Source organism: Microbacterium kyungheense (assembly GCF_006783905.1).
Classification (GTDB): Bacteria; Actinomycetota; Actinomycetes; order Actinomycetales; family Microbacteriaceae; genus Microbacterium; species Microbacterium kyungheense.
In genome coordinates, this window is record NZ_VFPE01000006.1 from 154,169 (window position 1) to 170,799 (window position 16,631).

15 protein-coding genes are annotated in these 16,631 nt (G+C 72.3%); 7 read left to right on the plus strand and 8 right to left on the minus strand.

Annotated features, from left to right (window positions below):
* The first annotated feature begins 40 nt into the window (after window positions 1–40).
* A complete protein-coding gene (locus FB391_RS16790; protein ID WP_141896238.1) occupies window positions 41–559 on the plus strand; it encodes a putative immunity protein in 519 nt (172 codons plus the stop codon).
* A gap of 189 nt (window positions 560–748) precedes the next feature.
* On the opposite strand, the gene FB391_RS16795 is transcribed toward FB391_RS16790, so the two are convergent.
* Window positions 749–2,275 carry an MATE family efflux transporter gene (locus FB391_RS16795; RefSeq protein WP_141896239.1) on the minus strand — a complete coding sequence of 509 codons (1,527 nt, stop codon included), beginning with the start codon at window positions 2,273–2,275 and terminating at the stop codon, window positions 749–751.
* 193 nt (window positions 2,276–2,468) lie between these two features.
* Between FB391_RS16795 and FB391_RS16800 the strand changes: the two genes are divergently transcribed.
* Window positions 2,469–3,449 carry a squalene cyclase gene (locus FB391_RS16800; protein WP_141896240.1) on the plus strand — a complete coding sequence of 327 codons (981 nt, stop codon included), beginning with the start codon at window positions 2,469–2,471 and terminating at the stop codon, window positions 3,447–3,449.
* A gap of 11 nt (window positions 3,450–3,460) precedes the next feature.
* Here FB391_RS16800 and FB391_RS16805 read toward each other — a convergent pair whose 3' ends face one another.
* Window positions 3,461–4,093, minus strand: coding sequence for a TetR/AcrR family transcriptional regulator (locus FB391_RS16805; protein ID WP_342778211.1), 633 nt, complete (start codon window positions 4,091–4,093; stop codon window positions 3,461–3,463).
* Between the two features lie 138 nt (window positions 4,094–4,231).
* Between FB391_RS16805 and FB391_RS16810 the strand changes: the two genes are divergently transcribed.
* On the plus strand, window positions 4,232–5,680 hold the full coding sequence (locus FB391_RS16810; protein WP_246093583.1) for a purine-cytosine permease family protein: 1,449 nt from the start codon (window positions 4,232–4,234) through the stop codon (window positions 5,678–5,680).
* On the plus strand, window positions 5,677–7,281 hold the full coding sequence (locus tag FB391_RS16815) for an amidohydrolase (protein WP_141896242.1): 1,605 nt from the start codon (window positions 5,677–5,679) through the stop codon (window positions 7,279–7,281). The genes FB391_RS16810 and FB391_RS16815 overlap by 4 nt, the downstream gene beginning before the upstream one ends.
* Window positions 7,282–7,701: 420 nt before the next feature.
* Here FB391_RS16815 and FB391_RS16820 read toward each other — a convergent pair whose 3' ends face one another.
* Window positions 7,702–8,574: an LLM class F420-dependent oxidoreductase gene (locus FB391_RS16820; protein ID WP_141896243.1), complete on the minus strand. Its 873-nt coding sequence runs from the start codon at window positions 8,572–8,574 to the stop codon at window positions 7,702–7,704.
* Between the two features lie 110 nt (window positions 8,575–8,684).
* Entirely contained in the window at window positions 8,685–9,659 is a 975-nt protein-coding gene (locus FB391_RS16825) for a GlxA family transcriptional regulator (RefSeq protein WP_141896244.1), read from the minus strand.
* A gap of 70 nt (window positions 9,660–9,729) precedes the next feature.
* Between FB391_RS16825 and FB391_RS16830 the strand changes: the two genes are divergently transcribed.
* A complete protein-coding gene (locus FB391_RS16830) occupies window positions 9,730–10,509 on the plus strand; it encodes an MBL fold metallo-hydrolase (RefSeq protein WP_141896245.1) in 780 nt (259 codons plus the stop codon).
* Window positions 10,510–10,562: 53 nt separating this feature from the next.
* Here the strand turns inward: FB391_RS16830 and FB391_RS16835 are convergent, their stop codons facing one another.
* The gene (locus FB391_RS16835) at window positions 10,563–11,234 is read right to left on the minus strand and encodes a FadR/GntR family transcriptional regulator (RefSeq protein WP_141896246.1); all 672 of its coding nucleotides are present in this window, start codon (window positions 11,232–11,234) and stop codon (window positions 10,563–10,565) included.
* 112 nt (window positions 11,235–11,346) lie between these two features.
* Here FB391_RS16835 and FB391_RS16840 point away from each other — a divergent pair, with 112 nt between their 5' ends.
* A complete protein-coding gene (locus FB391_RS16840) occupies window positions 11,347–12,645 on the plus strand; it encodes an MFS transporter (protein ID WP_185843145.1) in 1,299 nt (432 codons plus the stop codon).
* Window positions 12,646–12,649: 4 nt separating this feature from the next.
* Here FB391_RS16840 and FB391_RS16845 read toward each other — a convergent pair whose 3' ends face one another.
* A complete protein-coding gene (locus tag FB391_RS16845; RefSeq protein WP_246093584.1) occupies window positions 12,650–13,600 on the minus strand; it encodes an EamA family transporter in 951 nt (316 codons plus the stop codon).
* A 73-nt stretch (window positions 13,601–13,673) separates the two neighbouring features.
* Between FB391_RS16845 and FB391_RS16850 the strand changes: the two genes are divergently transcribed.
* The gene (locus FB391_RS16850) at window positions 13,674–14,582 is read left to right on the plus strand and encodes a LysR family transcriptional regulator (RefSeq protein ID WP_141896248.1); all 909 of its coding nucleotides are present in this window, start codon (window positions 13,674–13,676) and stop codon (window positions 14,580–14,582) included.
* 65 nt (window positions 14,583–14,647) lie between these two features.
* On the opposite strand, the gene FB391_RS16855 is transcribed toward FB391_RS16850, so the two are convergent.
* Both FB391_RS16855 and FB391_RS16860 read right to left on the minus strand, forming a co-directional pair.
* Window positions 14,648–15,883, minus strand: coding sequence for an amidohydrolase (locus FB391_RS16855; RefSeq protein ID WP_141896249.1), 1,236 nt, complete (start codon window positions 15,881–15,883; stop codon window positions 14,648–14,650).
* Window positions 15,884–16,062: 179 nt separating this feature from the next.
* The gene (locus FB391_RS16860; RefSeq protein ID WP_141896250.1) at window positions 16,063–16,599 is read right to left on the minus strand and encodes a VOC family protein; all 537 of its coding nucleotides are present in this window, start codon (window positions 16,597–16,599) and stop codon (window positions 16,063–16,065) included.
* Between the last annotated feature and the right edge of the window lie 32 nt (window positions 16,600–16,631).

A 16,631-nucleotide genomic window follows, 5' to 3' on the forward strand; every position in this document is an offset into this window, starting at 1 on the left:
TGCACGGGTTGCCGGGGGGCCGGAACGGCATGATGAGGGGATGCCGATCCTCCCCGCCGTCCGCGACCCCCGGTTCATCACCGTCCGGAGGGGTGGCACGCTCACCGATGCCGACCACCACCTGCTGGCGGAGTGGGCGATCGCGTGCGTGGAGCACGTGCTGCCGCTCTTCGAGGCCGAGCGGCCCGGCGACCCCGTGCTCACCGACACGCTCGAGCTCAGCCGCGCGTGGATCCGCGGCGAGGTCCCGATGCGCGAGGCGCACCAGCGCGCGTTCGTCGCGAACGCCGCCGGCAAGGGACTGCCCGATCCCGCGCGGTTCGTCGCGCTGGCCGCCGGCCAGGCCGTGGCCGTCGCCCACGTCCCCGCGCACGAGCTCGGCGCCGCGGCCTACGCGATCAGGGCGGTGGCGGCATCCGCACCCGAGACCGAGGCCGACGCGGCGCGCCGGCACGAGCGGGACTGGCAGCGCGCCCAGCTGCCCGACGCGATCCGCGAGCTCGTGCTCGACGACCAGCGTTTGCGCAGCCCCATCTGCTGGAACGTCTTCGACGACTGACGGATGCCGGCGGCCACGGCCGCCGTGGTGAGACGGGGTCGACGCCGCCGAGACCGGGATCCGGCATCCACTCGCCGAAACCGGGGATCTCTGCGTCGACGCAAGGGATTCACCGCAAGACGCGGGGCGTCGCCCTCGGTCTCGGCGCGAATCCCCCGTCTCGACGAGACACGGGCTCGGGGGCGCGGATCAGGCCCGAGGAGTGCGGTCGCGCGGGCGGCGCACCGGGAAGCGGCGGCGCCGACGCGGCGGCGTCGGGCTCGCCGTCTGCGCGGCGGTCGGCAGCACGATCGGCGCCGTGACGACGGCATCCACCACCATCGAGCCGTCGGTCGGGCCCACGATCGCGATCGGCGTCGTCGGGGTGGCGACGGCGGGGGTGATCGGCTCGTGCGCGAGCTTGCGATGGGCCGCCACGTACGCGGGGATGAGCACGACCACCGCGCCGAGCCAGGCCAGCGGGTTGCTCGCCGCGACGCCGATGAAGCCGAAGATCGCTCCCAGCACCACGGCGGCCGCCACGCGCATGACGAGCTCGATCACCCCGGTGACCGTGGGGATGAGCGTGTGCCCGAGTCCCTGCAGCGCGCCGCGCAGCACGAACAGCACGGCGAGGATCCAGTAGGTCGCGCCGTTGATCGCGAGCATCTGGGCGGCGAGGTCGATGACCTCGGTCGCGGCGTCGCCGACGAACAGCTGCACGAGGTGCGCGCCGAAGGCGATGAGCAGCGCGCCGAGCACGAGGGCCGCGGCCAGCGAGATCCAGGTCGCCTGGGTCACGCCCTTGCGGATGCGGTCCGGGCGTCCCCCGCCGTGGTTCTGCGCGACGAACATCGACACGGCGAGCCCCAGCGACTGCAGCAGCGCGACGGCCAGGCCGTCCACGCGCGAGGCCGAGGTGTAGGCGGCGACCGCCTCGGCGCCCAGCTCGTTGAGTGCCACCTGCACCGACAGCGTGCCGATCGCGATGATCGAGGCCTGGAAGCCCATGGGCAGGCCGAGTCGCAGGTGCTCGGCGAGGTCGGCGCGGCTGACCCGCCAGTCCTGGCGATGAAGGTGCAGCACCGGAACGCGACGGCGCACGAACTCCAGGCACAGCAGCACCGAGATCGCCTGCGACACGACGGTCGCCAGGGCCGCACCGCCGACGCCCCAGCCGAAGGTGCCGACCATGAGGATCACGAGCACCACGTTCAGGCCGCACGCGAGCGTGAGGAACACCAGCGGCGTCCGCGAGTCGCCGATCGCGCGGATGATCGCCGACAGGTAGTTGAAGAACATCATGGCGCCCGCGCCGAGGAAGCTGATCTGCGCGAAGACGATCGCGTCGTCCATGAGCTCGGCCGGCGTCTGCAGCAGCGAGAGCAACGGACCCGCGAGCAGCGGCGCGCCCACGGTGATCAGCACGGTGCACACGGCGGTGAGGATCGTGCCGGCGGCGACCGAGCGGCGGACGGCGGCGTAGTCGCGGGCGCCGAACGCCTGCGCGGTCGGGATCGCGAAGCCCGACGTCAGGCCCCACGCGAAGCCGAGCAGCAGGAACAGCATGCTGCCGGTCGCGCCGACGGCGGCGAGCGCGTCGACGCCGAGATGGCGTCCGACGACGACGGCGTCGACGAACTGGTACAGCTGCTGGACGACGTTGCCGATGAGCAGGGGCACGGCGAACAGGACGATGACGCGCCAGGGGCGGCCCGTCGTCAGGGCGGTGGACATGAAGGCGAACTCTCGAGGGAGACGGCGAAGACGGAAGGGCCGGAAAACGGCTGCCGATCATACTATCGAATCGATTCGGACTTGTCTGGACGAATCTTGTGCTTTGCGCAAAACGGCGGGGTGGATGCCGGCGGCCGGGGCCCGACGACGGCCCGGGTTCCGCGTGTCGGAGGAGCGGCGTAGCCTGCCGCGCATGGCCGTCGAACCGCAGGTGCTGGAATGGCTGCTCGACTCCGACCCCGCGCTGCGCTGGCAGGTCGAGCGCGATGTCGCGGGCGCACCGCCGGAGGTGTGGCAGGCGACACGGGCGCGGGTGCCCACCGAGGGGTTCGGCGCCGCGCTCCTGGCCAGGCAGGATCCCGACGGGCAGTGGGCGGGCGGCGCGTTCTTCCCCGGCGGCACGGCGTTCTTCGACACCGCAGAGGCGAAGGAGCCGGGCCAGCCGTGGGTGGCGACCACGTGGTCGCTGCGCGACCTGCGCGAGTGGGGCGTCGACGCCGCCGTGCTCGGCGACACCGCCGAGCGCATCGCCGCGCACAGCCGCTGGGAGTACGACGACATGCCGTACTGGGGCGGCGAGGTCGACGTCTGCATCAACTCCTACACGCTCGCCAGCGGCGCCTGGCTGGGCGCCGACGTGTCCCGGCTCGTCGAGTGGTTCCCGGCGCACCGCCTGGCCGACGGCGGCTGGAACTGCGAGGCCGAAGAGGGCGACTCGGTGCGCTCGTCGTTCCACTCGACGCTCAACGCGGCGCGCGGCATCCTCGCGTACGAGCGGATCACGGGCGACACCAGCATGCGCGAGGCACGGCACGGCGGTGAGGAGTACCTGCTGTCGCGGCGGCTGATGTTCCGCGCGAGCACGGGTGAGGTCGTGGGCGACTTCGTGACGCGGTTCGTGCACCCGAACCGCCACCGCTACAGCGCGCTGTACGCGCTCGACCACTTCCGCGACGTGTCACTGCTCGAAGGCACGCCGCCCGATCCGCGACTGGCCGAGGCGGTCGAGGTCGTCCGCGACGCCCGGCAGCCCGACGGCACGTGGCTGCAGACGGCGCCGCTGCCCGGTCGCACGTGGTTCGACGTGGATGCGGCCGAGGGCGAGGCATCCCGCTGGCTCACGCTGTCGGGCACCCGCGTGCTGGAGTGGTGGGATGCCGCGACCGGTCGCTGAGCGAGCGCGGATCAGCGCTCGCCGCGTGCCGGCGTGAGCGTGCCGGGGCGCAGCCCCAGGGTCCATTCGGCGGTCTCTGCCACGAAATCCCGGTAGGCCGCGCCACCCGCCTCGCGGGTGTTGTTGACGTAGGCGCTCTGGCCGTCGACCGCCATCAGGATCCGCACGCCGGCGCGGAGCGCGTCGTCGGCGGTGAACACGCCGGCCCTCACCCCGTCCTCGATGAGCGCGACGATGCCGTCGTCGTTGCGCGCCTCCTGCTCGATCACGGCGGCATCGAGCACGGGACTGAAGCGCGACAGGTGCCGCGCGTTCAGCCAGAGCCGCGACAGGTCGCGCGACTGGTCGCCTCCGATCACCTCGACGAATCGCCGCAGGCGCGCGAGCGGGTCGCCCTCGCCGGCGAACAGCTGCTCGCGCTCGCCGGCGGCGGCACGGGCGAACGCGGCGGCCACGAGGTCCTCTGCGGCAGGGAAGTAGTGGGTGATGAGCCCGGGGCGCACGCCGAGCCGGTCGGCGACGGCACGCAGGGTGACGCGCTCCAGCCCCTCGGCGAGCGCGATGGCCGCGGCGGCGCCGAGGATCTCTTCGCGCCGCTCCTCGGGGCGCTTGCGGATCCGCCGCTCTGAACCGCTTGACACCATGCCCGTCATGTTATTGGATGTGTGACCAATAGTCTATTGGCCCCGCGGCCAATAGGACTGGCATCCACTCATCACTTCCCGAAGCAACGAAGCCGCCGGCGAACGACGACGACGTCCTGCCGCCCCGAGAGGACCCCCGTGTCACACGAAGCACCGACCACCAAGGCCCCACCGACTCCCGCAGACGGATTCGTGGATGCCGCAACCCAGCCCGAGACCCGCGGGATCGAGCTGATCGGGGCGGAGGAGCGGCACGGACGCGCCCGCGACCTCTTCTTCGTCTGGGCGGCGCCGAGCGTCAGCATCCTGAACTTCACCGTCGGCGCGACGCTCGTCCTGCTGGGGCTGGAGCTCTGGCAGGCCATGCTCGTCGTCGTCGCCGGTTCGCTCATGTGGGTGTTCCCCGGCATCATCGCCATCAGCGGACCCGCCGCGGGCACATCGGGCTCGGTCATCACACGCGCCATCTACGGCATCATCGGCAACAAGCCGGTCGTCGCGTTCACCGGCTGGCTCATCGGCGCCGTGTTCCTGGCGCTCAACTGGCTGGCCTCGTCGTTCCTCGGCGCCGACCTGCTCGCCGGCATGGGGCTCACCGATCCCGTCGTCGTGCCGATCGCGGTGACCCTCGTCATCTCGGCGCTCACGGTGCTCGTCGCCGTGTACGGGCACGCGCTGATCCTGCGCGTCTACTCGTGGCTCGCCATCGTCCTGGCCGTCATCTTCGTGACCGTGACCGCGTTCATCCTGCCGCAGGTGGACTGGGCGTACCAGGCGGCCGAGCCGCTCTCGGGGGTGGCGCTGTGGTCGTCGATCACGATCGGGTTCACGCTCATCGCGTCGGGGCCGATCTCGTACATCAACAGCCCCGACATCGCCCGGTACCTGCCGCGGTCGACGAAGCCGTCGCACATCATCGCCGCGACGGCACTCGGCGGCGCCCTGCCCGGCATGGTCTTCACGTTCGTGGGCGTGCTGCTGGCGACCGTCGTCCTGGGCGGGATGGATGCCGGCATCGAATCCGCTCTGCTGGGCATCCTGCCCGGCTGGCTCGGACCCGTCCTCGTGATCGGCGTCATCGTCAACACCGTCGCCCTCAACGGCATGACGACGTACACCTCGAGCATGGCGCTGCAGGCGATCGGCATCCCGCTGCGCCGCATCCCGGCGGCGATCGTCGTCGGCGTCATCGGAACGGCGCTCACGATCTACCTCGCGCTGTCGACGAGCCTGCTGGATGCCGTCAACCTGATGCTGCAGTTCCTCGTCATCGTGTCGGCGCCGACGATGGCCGTCTTCGTCACCGACGTCGTGCTGCGCCGCAACCGGTACGACGGTGAAGAGCTGTTCGACGAGGACCGCCGCGGCCGGTTCTGGTACAGCGGCGGCTGGAGCGTCCCCGGCGTGGCGGCGGTGCTCCTCGGCGGCATCGCGACGGCGGCGTGCCTGTCGACCACGGTGTGGACGGGCCCCGTCTCGGCCGCCCTCGGCTACATCGACCTGTCGGTCCCCGCCGGGATGCTGGTCTCGGTGCTCATCTATGCGGCGCTGCTGCGCACCCCGCTCGGAAAGGACGGTCGGCCATGACGACCCTGTACACGAACGCCCACGTCTTCACGGCCGATGCCCGCCGGTGGGCCGGCGCCCTCGTCGTCCGGGACGGCCTCGTCGCCTACGTCGGCGACGACGCCACCGCGCGGCGCATCGCCGGTGCGGACGCCGCAGAGGTAGACCTCGGGGGCGCCACCGTGCTGCCGGGGTTCGTCGACGGTCACGCTCATATCGTCGGCACCGGCGAGGCGGCAGGGCAGGTCGACCTGTGGGGCGCCACGACCCTCGACGAGATCCAGCGCCGCATCGGCGCGTTCGCCGCGGCGCACCCCGACACCCCGCGGATCCGTGCGCAGGGGTGGCAGCACGCCGCCGTCGGCGGGCGACCGACGCGGCAGCTGCTGGACGCGGTCGTCGCCGACCGTCCGGTGTACGCGGACGCGTACGACTTCCACTCGATCTGGCTCAACACCGCCGCTCTCGCCGAGGTGGGCATCGACGACGACACCGCCGATCCTGCGGGCGGCATGGTGCACCGCGACCCCGACGGGCGCGCGTCGGGGCTCGTCGACGAGACCGCCATGCACCTGCTGGTGCAGCCGGTCCTCGCCGGCTTCACGACCGACGACGATCGCGATGCGGCCCTGGCGGCCGCCCTGCGCGGCTACGCCGAGACCGGCGTCACGGCGGCGACCGACATGGGCCTGGACGAGGCCGACCTGGCCGCCATGGTGCGCGCCGAACGGGCGGGCGCCCTGACCGCGCACATCGCCGGGCATTGGCGCGTGCAGCCGACCGGAGACGAGGCGCACAACGTCGCGCAGGTCGCGCGCGCTGCTGACCTCGCCGCCGCGCACACGTCCGAGTGGCTGCGCGTCGTCGGCATCAAGGTCATGATCGACGGCACGGTCGACGGCTGCACGGCGGCGGTCGGCCATCCGTACTCCGACGGCAGCGCCCCCGACCCGGTGTGGAGCCTCGAGGAGCTTGCCCCGGTCGTCGCCGCCGCGGACGCCGCAGGCCTCCAGGTCGCGATGCACGCCATCGGCGACGAGGCCGTGCGCATCGCGATCTCGGCGGTCGAGCACGCGATCGCCGTCAACGGCCCGCGCGAGCGCCGCCACCGCATCGAGCACCTCGAGGTCGTGGAGCGCGCCGACATCGACCGCCTCGCCACGCTCGGCATCACCGCGAGCATGCAGCCCGTGCACGCCGATCCCGCGATCCAGGAGAACTGGCGCGCGATGCTCGGCGACGACCGGGTCGACCGCGGCTTCCCGTGGCCCGAGATGACCGACGCCGGCGCCCCGCTCGTGTTCGGCACCGACTCGCCGACGTCGCCCCACGCGCCGCTGCCGAACATGTTCATCGCCGCGACCCGCCGCTCGGCGCTGGACCCGTCGCTGCCCGCGAACGTGCCGGCCTACGCGCTGCCGCTCCTGACCGCGATCGAGCATGCGACGCGCGACGCCGCCTGGGCGAGCCGTGCGGAGGGCGCGTACGGCCGCATCGCCGCGGGGCTGAGCGCCGACTTCATCGTGCTCGACCGCGACATCTTCGCCGCCGACCCCGACGAGCTGCTCGAGACGAGGGTGGTCCGCACGGTGGTGGCGGGCCGGACGGTCCACCAGGCCTAGCCGCACAGACCTCGGGCGAGTGGATGCCGGGCCCCCGGCATCCACTCCACCCCCGCCGGCCCTGCCGGCGCCGCCGCCCATGCCTTCCCGGCGCCGACCGTGCCCCTTCCAGCGCCGACCATGCCCCTTCCAGCGCCGACCATGCCCCTTCCCGCGCGAGCATGCCCGGTTCCGCTCGACCATGTCCCTTCACGCCCGAGCATGCCCTCCCGCCGTCGACCATGCTCTTGTCGAGCGGGGCATGGCCACGCAGCAAATGGCACGGTCACGCAGGAAATGGCATGGTCGCGTCGGAACGGGTGCGGTCGCGGTGGAAAGGGCATGGTCGCGCAGCCCAGGGCATCGGCGTGGGGAGGAGGGCATGGGCATGGCGGAGAGGGGCGTGTTGGCGCGGACAGGCGGGGGCGCGCCCGCAGGTCCTCAGGCGCCACCGGCCGCGTTGCGGCTGTCGCGCCATGCGACGAGATCCCGAACGGGTCCGAGGTCCCATCGCGGAGCCTCGACCCCGACCGTGAACAGCCGGGTGCCGACCTCGAACAGCCGTTCGGCGTGGGCGGGGTAGTCGTCGAGGTCCTCCGGATACCTTCCGGGCTTCGGGCTGACTCCGGCCGAGCGCTCGATGTCGGCGGGGTCCCGTCCGACGCGTCGGCACCAGTCGTCGAGCACGAGGTGCTTGTGGGCGATGGTCTCGGCATCCCCGAACCCGTGCCAGATGTCGGCGTGCCGCGCGGCGATCTTCAGGGTCACCTTCTCACCGCCGCCCCCGATCAGCACGGGGATCCGTCGCGTCGGAGGCGGCGTCAGCACGTCCCAGCGACGACGGATCGTCGTGAGGTCGGCATCCAGCTGCCGCAGGCGGTCTCCGGCGGACCCGAACGCGTACCCGTACTCGTCGTAGTCCCGCTCGGCCCAACCGGCTCCGATGCCCAGGATCAAGCGGCCACCCTGACCGCGATCGCTGATGTGGTCGACCGTCCGGGCCATGTCGGCGAGCAGGTTCGGATTCCGATAGCCCGTCGAACTCACGAGCACGCCCAGCTCGACCCGATCGCTGCGTTCCGCCCAGGCGGCCAGCATCGTCCACGCCTCGAAGTGCGCACCGTCCGGGTCGCCCGAGAGGGGGAAGAAGTGGTCCCACGTGAAGACCACGTCGGCGCCCAGATCTTCCGCCGCGACCAGCGCCTCGCGGAGCCGATGGGCGGTCGCGTGCTGGGGTTTGAGCTGCACCCCGATGCGGATGGGGCGGTCGCGCGCGATCGGCGTCGAGGGATCAGAGGATTCTGGAGGGGCCATCGACCTCTACTCTGCTCCTGATCGGGGCGATCCAGGACTTCGCAGGGTCATTCACGCCAGAGGATCGTGAGTGGACTGCCCGCGACCGGCCGGCCGGCGCACCGGGCGCGTCACACGTGCGCGCGACCGCGGAACTGCGCGCGGTGCGCCGCGGGGCTCACCCCCAGGCGGCGCGCGAAGTGGTGGCGGAGCGTCACGGCGCTGCCGAAGCCGGACTGCTCGGCGACCAGCTCGACGGGGGTGTCGTCGGTCTCGAGCAACAGCCGCGCGTGATCGAGGCGCTGGGTGAGCAGCCACTGCTGCGGGCTCGTCGCTGTCCGTTCACGGAAGCGGCGCGTGAACGTGCGGCGCGACAGGTGCACGGCCGCCGCCCAGGTGTCGAGCTCGAGCGGTTCGGCCAGGCGGGCCCGCGCCCACGCCATCGCCTCTTCGATGGGTTCGCCACCGACCGGATCCGCCAGCGGCACCGGGATGTACTGGGCCTGCGAGCCGCTGCGATGCGGCGCGAGCACCAACGCTCGGGCGAGCGTGTTGGCGGCAGCGGCGCCGTGGTCGAGGCGCGCGATGTGCAGACAGCAGTCGAGTGCCGCCGCGACGCCTGCCGACGTGATGACGTCGCCATGGTCGAGCCAGAGCACGTCGCGGCGAACGTGCACGGCGGGATGCTCGGCGGCCAGCCGATCGGCCGCCGCCCAGTGCGTGACCACCTCGCGGTCGTCGGCGATGCCGCTGGCGGCGACGACGAACCCGCCGAGACACAGCCCGACGATCCGCGCTCCACGCGCGTGAGCCGCGCGCACGGCGTCGAGCAGTGCGCCGGACGGCGCGCGGCCCTGCCGCCAGCTGGGCAGCACGATCATGTCGGCCGATGCGAAGGCCTCCAGCCCGGCGTCGACGGCGATGCGGTAGCCGGCCCCGCTCATGAGCGAGCCCGGCTCCTCGGCGCACACCACCACGTCGTACAGGGGATCGGCGCTGTCGAGCCCGGCGGCGGCGAACACGAGCGTCGGCACCGACAGGTGGAACGGGCTGATGCCCTCGAACGCGAGCACCGCCACGCAGCGCAGAGGAGCGGCATCCGGCATGGCCCGATCTTAGCGAATTACTGCCTTCGGGCCACTGTTGCCGTGGCGCGCGCCGCGCGAGCATCGGGTCATGACCGAAACGACGACCGAAACCCCCACGACCACGCTGTCCGCGCTGCTCGTCGGCGGCCCCACGCTGCAGTTCGACTACGCCGGGCTGTCGTTCCTGACCGACCCGACGTTCGACGAGCCCCAGGACTACGACGGTCCCGTCGTGCTGCACAAGCTCACCGGACCGGCTGTCCCCGTCGAGGCGCTGGGCGCCGTCGATGTGGTGCTGCTCTCGCACGACCAGCACTTCGACAACCTCGACCACGCCGGTCGGGCCCTGCTCGAGCGCGTTCCCACGGTCCTGTCGACCCCCGACGCCGCAGGCCGCATCCCCGGCGTCGTCGGCCTCGAGCCGTGGCAGACGACCGCCGTCGGCGCCGTCGAGATCACCGCCGTGCCCGCCCTGCACGGACCCGAGGGCGCCGAGGCGCTGAGCGGCGTGGTGACCGGCTTCGTACTGCGCGCCGCCGGCGAGCCCACCCTGTACGTCTCGGGCGACAACGCCTCGGTCGCCCTCGTGCGCGAGATCGCCGCACGATTCGCGCCCATCGACGTGGCGGTGCTCTTCGTCGGCGCCGCCAACCCCGGCCGCTTCGGCGACACGGATGTGACGCTCAACGCCCACACCGCACTGCAGGCGGCCGAGGCGCTCGGCGATGCGCTCATCGTCCCGGTGCACGGCGAGGGGTGGGCGCACTTCAGCGAGACGCTCGAGCGCCTCGAGCGGGTGTTCGGCTACGCCGGCCAGGGTGGGCGCCTGCGGGTCCCGGTGCGGGGCGAGCGGCTGACGGTCGCGTAGACCGCAAGCGAGTGGATGCCTCGGGCCGAGGCATCCACTCCCTCTCAGCCGTGTCAGGCGAACGCGAACTTCAGCGTGTTCAAGTGCGCGCGGGTGAGCTCGGCGGCGGCGCGGGCATCACGCGCCGCGATGGCGTCGACGACGGCGGCGTGCGCCGCCTGATCCGCCTCGTGCGACGCCGTCGGGCGGATCTTGAGCATGTCGACCATCGCCGAGCGCACGCGCGGGACGAAGCCGTCGAACAGCTCGACCAGCACTTCGTTGCCCGACGCCGCCACGATCAGCCGGTGCAGTGCCATATCGACGTCGACGTGCGGCTCGGGTGCGGGGTCGGCGGACGCACGGGCGGCGAGCGCCGCGCGCAGCCCGCGCAGCTGGGCGGGGGTTCGGCGTTCGGCCGCCAGGGCGGCGGCCTCTGCTTCGATCGCGATGCGCGCCTCGATGACGGTGGTGATGGAGGCGCGGCGCAGCACGGTGTCCCAGTCGTCGGCCACGTCGAGCGCCGTGACGAACACCCCCGCACCCTGGCGGGAGTCGAGCACGCCCCTGCCGGCGAGCTCGCGGACGGCCTCGCGGATCGTCGAGCGCCCGACGCCGAGCTGTGCGGCGAGGGTCGTCTCGCCCGGCAGACGCTGCCCGAGCGCGAACTCGCCGGCGCGGATGCGGCCGAGCAGGATCTCCGCTGCCTGCGCGGCGAGCGGCGCACGGTGGACGATCGCGGCCATTCTCAACCTCCGGTTGTCGGACGGGCAGCGGGGCAACCCCTGCACAGCATATCCGGGAGACCTGTCCAGCGGACTTGACTTATCAACTTGTCTGAGGAGTAAGGTGGCCGCCATGGTTTCCGCCTCTTCCGTCCCGTCGCCGCGTCGCGCCCTCTTCTGGTCGCTCGTGGGCACGCATCTGATGAACGACTTCCAGACGGGCGCCGCGGCAGCACTGCTGCCGTACTTCGTGCTCGAGCAGCACTACGACTATGCGGCGGTCGCCGGGCTGACCCTCGCCGCGACCTCGCTGTCGAGCGTCTTCCAGCCCGTGTTCGGCTGGCTCACCGACCGCTTCGCCCTGCGTCCGCTGATCGTGGTGGGCCTCGCCGTCGCGGCGCTCGGCATCGCAGTCGCCGGCCTCACCTCGGCGAACTACTGGCTCACGTGGATCGTGTTCTCGCTGTCGGGGCTCGGCGTCGCCGCATACCACCCGGCCGCCACGGTCGCCGCGAAAGAGGCGGGGGGCGGCACCAACCGCTCGATGAGCATCTTCTCGGTCGGCGGCAACGTGGGCGCCGCGATCGCGCCCATCGGGGTCGGGGTCACCGTCGGCATCCTCGGACTTCGGGCCACGCCGCTGCTGCTGATCCCGACGATCGCGGTCGCAGCCGTCTACCTCGTGCTCAACCGACGCGCGGCGCTTCGGCCCACCGGGGCCTCGACCTCCGCAAGCGCTGCGGGCTCCGAGACCTCCGCAAGCGCTGCGGGCTCCGTAGAGACGGCGGCGGCGGCATCCACTCCCGGTCCTCGCGACCTGTGGTCGAGGTTCGCGTGGCTGCTGCTGATCGTGAGCCTGTGGTCGGTGGCGTACGTCGGGGCGCGGTCGTTCGTCGCCCTGGATGTGATCGACCGCTTCCGCACCACGACCGACGTCGGCAACGTCGCCCTCACGGTGTTCTCGGCGGCGGCGGCGCTCGGCACGCTCGTGGGCGGGTTCTTCGCCGACCGGTTCGGCCGCATCCGCGTCATCGTGCTGGGCTACGCGCTCGCGACGGCGGCGGCGGTCGGCTATGTCTTCGCGGCCACCGACGTCACCGCGATCGTGCTCGCGGGGGTGCTCGGATGGGCGCTCTTCCTGCCGTTCGCCCTGCATGTGACGCTGTCGCACGCGTACCTGCCGCGCCATCTCGGAACCGCGAGCGGCGTCACCCTCGGCATGGCGACCGCTCTCGGCGGCCTGCTCACGCCTCTGCTCGGCGTGCTCGCGGACGCCGTCGATCCACGCGCGGTCTTCGTCGTGATCGCGGCGGTCATCGCCGCCGCCCTGGTGTGCTCGCTGTTCCTCCGGGAGCGCACCGACCTCGGGGAGGATGTGGATGCCTCGACCCCTGCAGCCGCCGCGCCCGAGGCATCCGGGTCGCGGGTGTGACCTCTCACCCGCCGCGCAGCGTGGGGGCGGGCGCCGGCGCGGGCACCGGGGCGGGCACCGGCGCCACCGATGCGCCGGACGCCCGCCGCCGGCTGCGCAGCCCCGTGACGAGCACGCCACCGACGAGGAGGACGCCCCCGACCACCTCGGCCGGCGTGGGGATCTGCCCGAGCAGCAGGGCGGCGGACGCCATGGCCACGACAGGGGCGAGGAGCGTCCACGGCACCACCGCGGCGGAGGGGTTGCGGGCGAGCAGCGCGTTCCAGATCGAGTAGCCGATGATCGTGCACAGACCCGCCGTGTACAGCGTCGACAGGGCCGACTGCCAGCCGAACGCCGCGAGGCCGGCGACGATCGCATTGGAGCCCTCCACCGCGAAGGACAGCCCGAGTGCGGGGATCGGGACGACGATCGCCGACCACACCGTGAGCGACAGCGAACCGAGCCTTCCCTGCCCGGTGACCGTGCCGGCCCGCCGCGAGATCACGTTGCCGATGCCCCACGAGAACGCGGCGGCGAGCGCCAGCGCCACGGCGAGTGCGGGAGCGTCGCCGCCGCGGCCGGCCGCCACGATCGACAGCCCCACGATGCCGAGGCCGACACCGATCAGCTGCGCCGCCGTCGGCCGCTCACGCAGCACCGCCGCGGCGATGAGGATCGTGAACACCGCCTGCGCCTGCAGCACGAGTGCCGCAAGGCCCGGCTGCAGCCCCAGCGCCATCGACGTGTACAGCAGCCCGAACTGCCCGAGGCTCATGAAGAGGCCGACGCCGATGATCGTCCGCCAGGTGGTCCGCGGCCGCGGTACCACGACGGCGGCGAGCGCGACCACCGCGAAGCGGATCGCCACGAACAGCAGGGGTGGGATGCCGTCCATGCCCCAGTCGATGACGACGAAGTTGAAGCCCCAGAAAGTGGCGACGGCCGCCGCCAGCACCATGTCACGCCGATTCATGTCTTCCACTTCACCGCGACCATCGATGAAGCACAAGCAACCCTTTTCTCATGGAATCTTGTAGCTTTGCTTCATGATCGATCTCGAAGCGGTGGTCTCGCTCCGCGCCGTGGCCACGCAGGGCAGCGTCGTCGCCGCCGCGACCGCCCTCGGCTACACGCCCTCCGCCGTCTCGCAGCAGGTGAAGCGACTCGAACGCGAGACCGGCATCGCGCTCCTCGAGCGTGCGGGGCGCGGCGTCATCCTCACCGAGGCGGGCACGCGCCTCGTGGTCGCCTCCACGCCGATCCTCGCCGACCTCGAGCGCCTGCGCGCCGACCTGCAGCTCGCCGGGGACGAGGACCGCATCACCGGTGAGATCCGCATCGCCGCGTTCTCGACCGTGGTGCGCGGGCTCGTCATCCCCGTGCTGAGCGACCTCGCCGAGCGCCACCCCGCGCTCACCCTGCCGCTGCGCGAGAGCGAGCCATGGGAGACCATCGCGCTCGTCGCGTCGGGTCAACGCGACCTCGGCATCGTGCACCGCTGGGGCGGTGTCGCTCTCGCGATGCCCGACCACCTCGTCTCGACGCCCCTGTTCACCGACGTGGCCGATGTCATCCTGCCGCGGGATCACCCGCTCGCGGACCGCCACGAGCTGCATCCCGAAGAGCTCGCCGGGGAGCGCTGGGTAGCCACGTTCGAAGCCACCATCTGCCGTCAGTGGCTGCGGCGGCTCTTCGACGGCGTTCCCAACGCGCCGCGCATCGTGCACGAGTCGATGGAGTTCGAGAACCATGTCGAGCTCGCCCGCGCCGGCCTCGCGGTCGCCCTGGTGCCCCGGCTGGGGCGCCGCGACCTCGGGCCCGACCTCGTCGCGATCCCCACCGCCGGGCCCGCCTCGACCCGCGACGTCCTGGCGGTCCACCGCCGCTCGCAGGAGGACTCGCCCGCCCTGCGCACCGCCCTCGACGCCTTCGCCGCGCACGCGCACGACATGTGACTGCGGACACGACGGAGGGGGTGGATGCCGGGGCCCGGCATCCACCCCCTCCGTCCGTGTCTGCATCAGTTCCAGGCGGTGCGGCCGAAGCGCTCCCAGCGCTCGACCGTGCGCGAGCCCGAGCCGTCGGCGGCGGGCTCGTAGACCGAGCGACCCTCGATGAAGACGCGCTGCACGCGCGAGTCGACGGCGAGCGGGTCGCCCGACCACACCACGACGTCTCCGTCGCGGCCGACGTCGAGCGCGCCGACACGGTCGTTCAGGCGCAGGATGTCGGCCGGGTTCGCGGTGAGCGCCTCGAGCGCGGTCGTCGCGGGGAGCCCGTCGCGCACCGCGAGGATCGCCTGCAGGCGGATCTGGTCGATCGGCACCACGGGGTGGTCCGTCGTGATCGCGACCTTGACGCCGGCCTCGGCGATGAGCGCCAGGTTGCCGATGGCGCGGTCGCGCAGCTCGACCTTCGAACGCGAGGTGAGCAGCGGTCCGAAGATCACCGGGATCTGCTTCTCGGCCAGCACGTCGGCGATCTTGTGCGCCTCGGTGCCGTGGTTCACCACGAGCGTGTAGCCGAACTCCTCCGCGATGCGGATGGCCGTGGCGATGTCGTCGTGGCGGTGGCAGTGCTGGTCCCACAGCAGGTCGCCCGCGAGCACCGCGGCCAGCGTCTCTTTGCCGAGGTCGCGCTCGAAGGGCTCGCCCTTCTCGGCCGCCGCGTCCCGCTTCTCGGCATAGGCCTGGGCCGCCGCGAACGCGTCGCGGAGGACGGATGCCACACCCAGCCGGGTCTGCGGCGTCTTGCCCTTGTCGCCCCACACGCGCTTCGGGTTCTCGCCGAGCGCGGACTTGACCGACACGTCGGCGGCGAGGATCTGCTCGTCGACCGTGCGGCCGCCCCACGTCTTGATCGCGACCGTGCGGCCGCCGATCGGGTTGCCCGAGCCGGGCTTGATCACGGCCGTCGTGACGCCGCCGCGGAGGGCGTCGCGGAAGCCCTCCTCCTCGATGTCGATGCCGTCCAGGGCACGGAAGCGCGACCCGTTCGGGTCGGTCATCTCGTTCGTGTCGTTGCCCGACCAGCCCTCGCCCTCCTCGTGCACCCCGATGTGCCCGTGCGACTCCACGAAGCCGGGCACCACCCAGCTGCCGGATGCGTCGACGACCTCGGCGCCGTCGGGCACCGGGGTGTCGGATCCGCCGACGGCGCTGATCCGCCCGTCGGTCACGATCACGGTGCCGTTCTCGATGGGGTCGGAGCTGACAGGGACGACGTAGCCGCCGGTGACGGCGAGGATGCGAGCCATGCCCTCCAAACTACGCCTGCACCCGAGACGGGAGCGGCGTCGTGCGGGAGGACGCGCAGATCGACGTGCGCGCCGACGGCGATCCTCTCCAGGCAGCAACGCCGATGGCAGACGTCTCGACCCCGAGGCTTCAGCTGCCATCCTCGGCTGGCTGCGGACGACGCTCGGCGGAGGGCCGCTCAGTCCGTCGCCGTCTGCCGCGGCGCGCTGCTGCGCCCGACCGTCGACCCGCTGAGCTCGGCGTCGAGGGACTCCTGCGCGTAGCGCATGTTCTCGGCGTGGGCCGGCTGCCGCAGGCGCTGCCACATGACGTCCTCGGGCACCGTCTCGACCTGCTGGGTGACCCACCAGATGTTGCCGAACGGGTCCTTCAGGCGACCGCCGCGCTGACCGAAGGCGTTGTCGCCGAGCGCGGTCACCACACTCGCCCCGCGATCGAGCGCCCGGGCGAACGCCTCGTCCGCGTCGGGCACCCAGACGCGCAGCAGGCTCGGCATGACCGGCCACTCCGGGCGCCGGTCGAACGCCAGCACGACCGTGTCGCCGATGCGGGTCTCGGCGTGACCGATGGAGCCGTCCTCGGTGCGCACACGGGCGAGCTCCTCCCCGCCGAAAGCCGCCGAGACGAAGTCGAGCAGGGCTCCGGTGTCGTCGGTGACGACCCACGGTGCGACCGTCGTGTAGCCCTGGGGAGTAGCGGATCCAGTCGTGGCCATGGCGGCTCCTCTCGTCGATGAGACGACGGTAG